A 4,895-nucleotide genomic window follows, 5' to 3' on the forward strand; every position below is an offset into this window, starting at 1 on the left:
AACCCTGTGCCAATACTCCCCGACAGGCTACCGCCTTTTTGCTTCGAGTCGTATTTGTCGGTGGTTTGTTCGGTGTGCTTGAGTAAAAAAAGAAAGGAAAATAACAAGATAGGATTGGAATATTTGAATGGGCGACTAAAGAAGACGAGGCCAAAACCAGACAATATACAGTGGGTTACTTGCCGAACCGAGGTAAACCCAATCCCAGTCCACAACTCACCCTGAGCGGTAAGTGGCTGAATGAGTTGGGGTTTGAGGTAGGCAGTCACTATACCCTCATCCGCCAAGCCGGACAGTTGATTATCAGGTTGGCTGAGGAGTTAGGTGACTTATAAGCCCTACTCATTAATAGGGCTTATATTTTATTATGGCTTTAGCCAGTTTAAGTCGCGTTAGCGTCTTAAACATAAAACCACCTGCTTTGCGGGTGGAGTCAAAGGGTTATACCAAGAAAAACACCTTTCCGTTACGATATAGATGTTCAAGCTAATATTCGTAACCTAAATAAGGAAAGGTGTTTATGGGCATTAAAGCACAAAGCTCAGCGCATACAAAGTGGCTGTGTAAATACCATATCGTCTTTTCGCCGAAATTCAGACGGAAAGTGATTTTTAATAATATTCGTTCAAGTGTGGGTGAGATTTTAAGAGACCTTTGTAAGTATAAAGGTGTTGAGATAATCGAAGGCCATTTGATGCCAGATCATGTTCACATGTTAGTCAGTATTCCTCCAAAGTTAAGTGTTTCAAGTTTTATGGGGTATTTGAAGGGAAAAAGTTCGTTGATGATCTTTGATAGGCATGCGAATTTAAAATATAAATTTGGCAACAGAAAGTTTTGGTCGGAAGGTTACTACGTAAGTACGGTAGGGCTAAATGAAGCGACAATTCAGAAGTATATCAAAGAGCAAGAAAAGTCGGATTTAATTTCGGGTAAACTAAGTACGAAAGAGCATTTAGACCCCTTCAAGGGGTAGGCCAAAGTAACAAAGACACTTAGCTTGAACGAAGAGAAAGCAGCGTCATTTAGGCGCAGTCGGTAACAAGCCCTTATAGGGCTAGAGCAAACCACCCGCTATGCGGGTGGTTATGATTTAGTTACATTTCAATTTATTCAATATCCAAAGGCCCACCGCCCCCACACTACCGCCTATTGTGCTAAGTTTGATCAGGCTCCATAATTCATCAATATTAAACTCAAACTCTTTTCCGTAAATTATAAACAATATAATATCAATAATTACCGAAGAAACTAAACTTGCAACAAATATGACAAGTATAAATAACGGCAGAAAAACTAATAAAAATCGAAAATTATTCATTTTTATTTCCCTGTATCATTCTTAATTTCATCGTTAATTTTATTATTTGTTTTTTCTGTTACTACTGAGCTGGTAATATTGCCGGCTACGCCAGGTCCTTGAGCTGAAGATAAATCTTTTGATAACCCTAATTGTCCTTTATTTGCACTACCTTGCAGTTTAGGGTTATATTTAGGATCTAAACCATCAGTCTTGATATATTTCCATTGATTACCACTCCACTTTATGAAACTGCCTAGTCCATAGCCAATACCTGAACTAATTCCAGATGTTCCGGCGCCTAGTAATGGATCTTCACCTTTTAATTCGCTTGAAAGCCCACCACCTAAAGCATTCCATCCTACCACGCCATAAATATTAGAATTTTTAGTAATTCCACCTATATGAGTGGCTATGAGTACATCTGTGTAGTTAACGGGTTTATCGCCAGATAACTGAATTAGATAATTAGCACTTCCGTCTATACCTGCAACAATAAGTCCTGTTCCTGAGTATAATCCCAATCCAGCAACACCAGCGGCATGTCCAGATGTTTCTAAATTACCGTCATTAATACCTTTAGCAATTTCCGCTTTGCAATTTTGGTCGCAATCTTTGATATCTGCAAACCAGAAACCTAGATTTCCACCAAGTCCCATCCCCGACATTGAGTTATTCTCAACCGTTAAATTCCATATGTCCGAGAAAAATCATCAAATGATTCAGATAGGTGATAAAAATCTGCATTAGGATCATTTTTTACTTCTTGGTATCTAGCTATTAGCTTGGCGATGAGCCTATCCGGTATTGGATGTGATGCAGGATCATTTTTTGCACAATAGAAATAAAATAAAGCTTTTTCTAGGCAAGGAATACTTAATTGATAAGCATTTTTATTTAAAAATTCAAACGCATAACTCCATTCAAATTCGGATAACAATAACCTATTTAGACATAGAGACTTCAAAAAATCATCATTTATATTTTTATCAGTTAATATTTTTTTATAATAAAAAAAAGCCTTTTTACTATCTAATGAGGTCAGCTCAGACAAATAGTCAAATAAGTCATCTGACGCTTCATTAAATGACATGGAGTCAACGTAACCATATGTTATGTAATTATTAATACCCATTACTAATCGTTCAATACTTTTATCGCTTTCGCTCATAATTACACCTCTTATTTAAAAGCCCCAGCTTCGACAGTCGATAAACGTTTCGAGCCATCAGGTAGGATAGTCCATGTTCCATAAACTCGGACATTTCCTTTTGAGCCGTTAATAACAATAGAAGTTCTTCTATTGTTAGGGGTTACATTATTAGCAGATTTTAATAATTCATAGACAATCATTGAGTGCTAGACAGCTAAAGAAGACGTGGTCATATACAGTGGGTTAAGCCCCTAACTGCGGTAAACTCAACCCCAGCCCCCAACTGATAATCAGCGGTAACTTGCTGAATGAGTTAGGGGTTGAGGTGGGAACGAACTACACTCTCACTCGCCAAGCCGGACAGTTGATTATCCGGTTGGCGAAGGAGTGAAATCATTAATATAGCTCCTTTATTGGAGCTATATTTTTTATTGATTTATGGTTTAAAGTCTGGGTCTTCATCATCAGAGTCCCAAAATTGATGGGGCTCCATGTAATCACCGTTTTCAATAATTGAACACCACCCAAAATCACTATAAAAAACAAAAAGATCAATCACTCTATAAGTTTCATTACTTATACGACTTAATGTTATTAAAGATGGTTCATTATAGATATAATCGCCACCTGCTCTGGCTATAACTCGTTGTTCAAATAACGTTCTATTATATTCGCTTACTTCTCCAATAATTCTTATTGATTCAATTTCAAAAACTACTTCAAATTTATTAGATACACGTATGTGGCACGGTATTTTTTTTTGTTGTTCTAGATTGTTTAACAATAAATTATCTGGAAATTTAATTTGTAAAATCATTTCTGCCACCCTTTAGGAACAATAACTTCCCCTGTAAAATTTCTTTCAAATGTAGTTACTGGACTAAAATACTGTTTTCCCCATGGGTCTCTAATTGCTACAACTGGGATGCCATTCCTGCTAGTTACTCCGTCAACAACAACAAAATGGGAAAAACCACTTCCACCATTTTTATCGATAATTCTAACTACAATAGGCGTTCCATTAGAAGTATAGCGAGATATATCACTAACTTTACGTCCTGCCCATGCGCTTGCTTCAACACCTTCAGATTTTAAGATACCAGCTACTTGCATAGATGTTATTCCCCCTGGTGTCGGTGGTGTTTTATTGATCAAGCCCACTATATTCACAGGTTTACCCATTGTGTCTAAAACCATTCCACAAGAATTATGTCCACATGTAGGTAAAGCTCCTTGGTTAACAACGGGTCTATCACCATTTCTAGGAATTGCATCATCAAGTAAAGGATGTTTTGTACCTGATGGAGATGTCGCAGTAGGAGGTGGTTTCCCTATTCCACTTTTTAATTGAGCTGCTTTCTGAAGCGTTTTAGCCATTGCACCAGAAACCACAACACTAGTACCTGCATTTCCTAGGATTTTACCTTGTAATGCCCCAGACATTTGGCCTGCAAGTTTAGGGTCATTGGCTAACGCATATTCATACAGTTCATTCCATTGGGTGGCTGAAACCCTAACAGCATCAAAAGTCTGATCATAATTCCAAATAGCAGTCGCCAAATCTGTAACAGTATCAATAGGGTGAGCAATTGAATTTGCAGTTCCTTCTAAAACTTCAACGACACCATCTTTTAAACCTTCCTTTCTACCCTCAACACTGCCTTTTCTATAGGCATCTATTTTTTCTTTATCATCACCATATAGTTTTTCTAAATCAACACCATCGACAAGGATTTTTGCAGTTTCTTTGATTTGCTCATCGGTTCTTCCAACAAATGAGCCTGAAATTGCATTATTCTCAACAGCATTCTTGGCTGCTTGCGAGCCAGTAACTGCCCCAGCCACATCACCGGTAGTCAGTCCGCCAGCAAGGCCTGAAGCCAATTGGCTTAGTGCACTGACTTGTTGCTTCTCACTTTCACTCAGTTCCCAGACTTCTTTGTTAGGGAAGAGGGTCTTCATAATCACCTGAGCGGACAGCTCGCCGCCGCCAGCACCTAACCCACCCGCAGCAGCGGATTGATTATTTAGCTCAGCGACTACAGCACCCAATACTGCGTGCGCCATGGCATTGGTTGCTTTGTTAACCTCACCAGTAGTTGGGTCAGTTGTCAGCTCTTTAATCTTGGTCGCTAAGTACGGCGACGAGGCATTTGCCAATGCACCCGCTAAGTTATCACCTGCGAGTCCTTACAGCAACCCTGTAACCGCTTGAGCGGCTTTTTGGAAGTCGCTGCCGGTGCCGTACTGTGCCATGGCGTTGTTGTAGGCCTGTTGTTTAATGGCGTCATCGGTGAGTGTTTTCCCCTCAGATTCCAGCTGTTTTTTCGCGACCGCTAACGCATCGGGGTCTTTTTGGGCTTTCAGGCCAGCAATTTCCCCTTCGGTGCGGATGATATCCATGGTCTGATTGCCGATTTCACCAATCAACTGGGATTGTTT

Annotated in this window: 6 protein-coding genes and 1 pseudogene; 2 read left to right on the forward strand and 5 right to left on the reverse strand. The window is 39.5% G+C overall.

Features of this window, described 5'->3' with window-relative positions; genetic code table 11:
• Nucleotides 1–170 precede the first annotated feature (170 nt).
• Nucleotides 171–335: a SymE family type I addiction module toxin gene (locus tag AC4IFT_RS22165; RefSeq protein WP_490752879.1), complete on the forward strand. Its 165-nt coding sequence runs from the start codon at nt 171–173 to the stop codon at nt 333–335.
• A gap of 185 nt (nt 336–520) precedes the next feature.
• Nucleotides 521–976 carry an IS200/IS605 family transposase gene (tnpA, locus tag AC4IFT_RS22170; protein ID WP_490752881.1) on the forward strand — a complete coding sequence of 152 codons (456 nt, stop codon included), beginning with the start codon at nt 521–523 and terminating at the stop codon, nt 974–976.
• Nucleotides 977–1,323: 347 nt separating this feature from the next.
• Here tnpA and AC4IFT_RS22175 read toward each other — a convergent pair whose 3' ends face one another.
• The 5 genes and pseudogenes from AC4IFT_RS22175 to AC4IFT_RS22195 form a co-directional block, all read right to left on the reverse strand.
• Nucleotides 1,324–1,968, reverse strand: a complete 645-nt coding sequence (locus tag AC4IFT_RS22175; RefSeq protein ID WP_490752883.1) for a hypothetical protein — start codon at nt 1,966–1,968, stop codon at nt 1,324–1,326.
• A 17-nt stretch (nt 1,969–1,985) separates the two neighbouring features.
• Nucleotides 1,986–2,471, reverse strand: coding sequence for a hypothetical protein (locus AC4IFT_RS22180; protein ID WP_490752884.1), 486 nt, complete (start codon nt 2,469–2,471; stop codon nt 1,986–1,988).
• 418 nt (nt 2,472–2,889) lie between these two features.
• Complete coding sequence (locus tag AC4IFT_RS22185) at nt 2,890–3,270, reverse strand: hypothetical protein (RefSeq protein WP_490752886.1); 381 nt, start codon at nt 3,268–3,270, stop codon at nt 2,890–2,892.
• A complete protein-coding gene (locus AC4IFT_RS22190; RefSeq protein WP_490752889.1) occupies nt 3,267–4,613 on the reverse strand; it encodes a VENN motif pre-toxin domain-containing protein in 1,347 nt (448 codons plus the stop codon). Before AC4IFT_RS22190 ends, AC4IFT_RS22185 begins: the two co-directional genes overlap by 4 nt.
• Nucleotides 4,614–4,643: 30 nt before the next feature.
• Nucleotides 4,644–4,895 (reverse strand): annotated as a pseudogene (locus AC4IFT_RS22195) (VENN motif pre-toxin domain-containing protein); the annotation flags it as partial.

Source organism: Providencia sp. UF-183 (assembly GCF_058246155.1).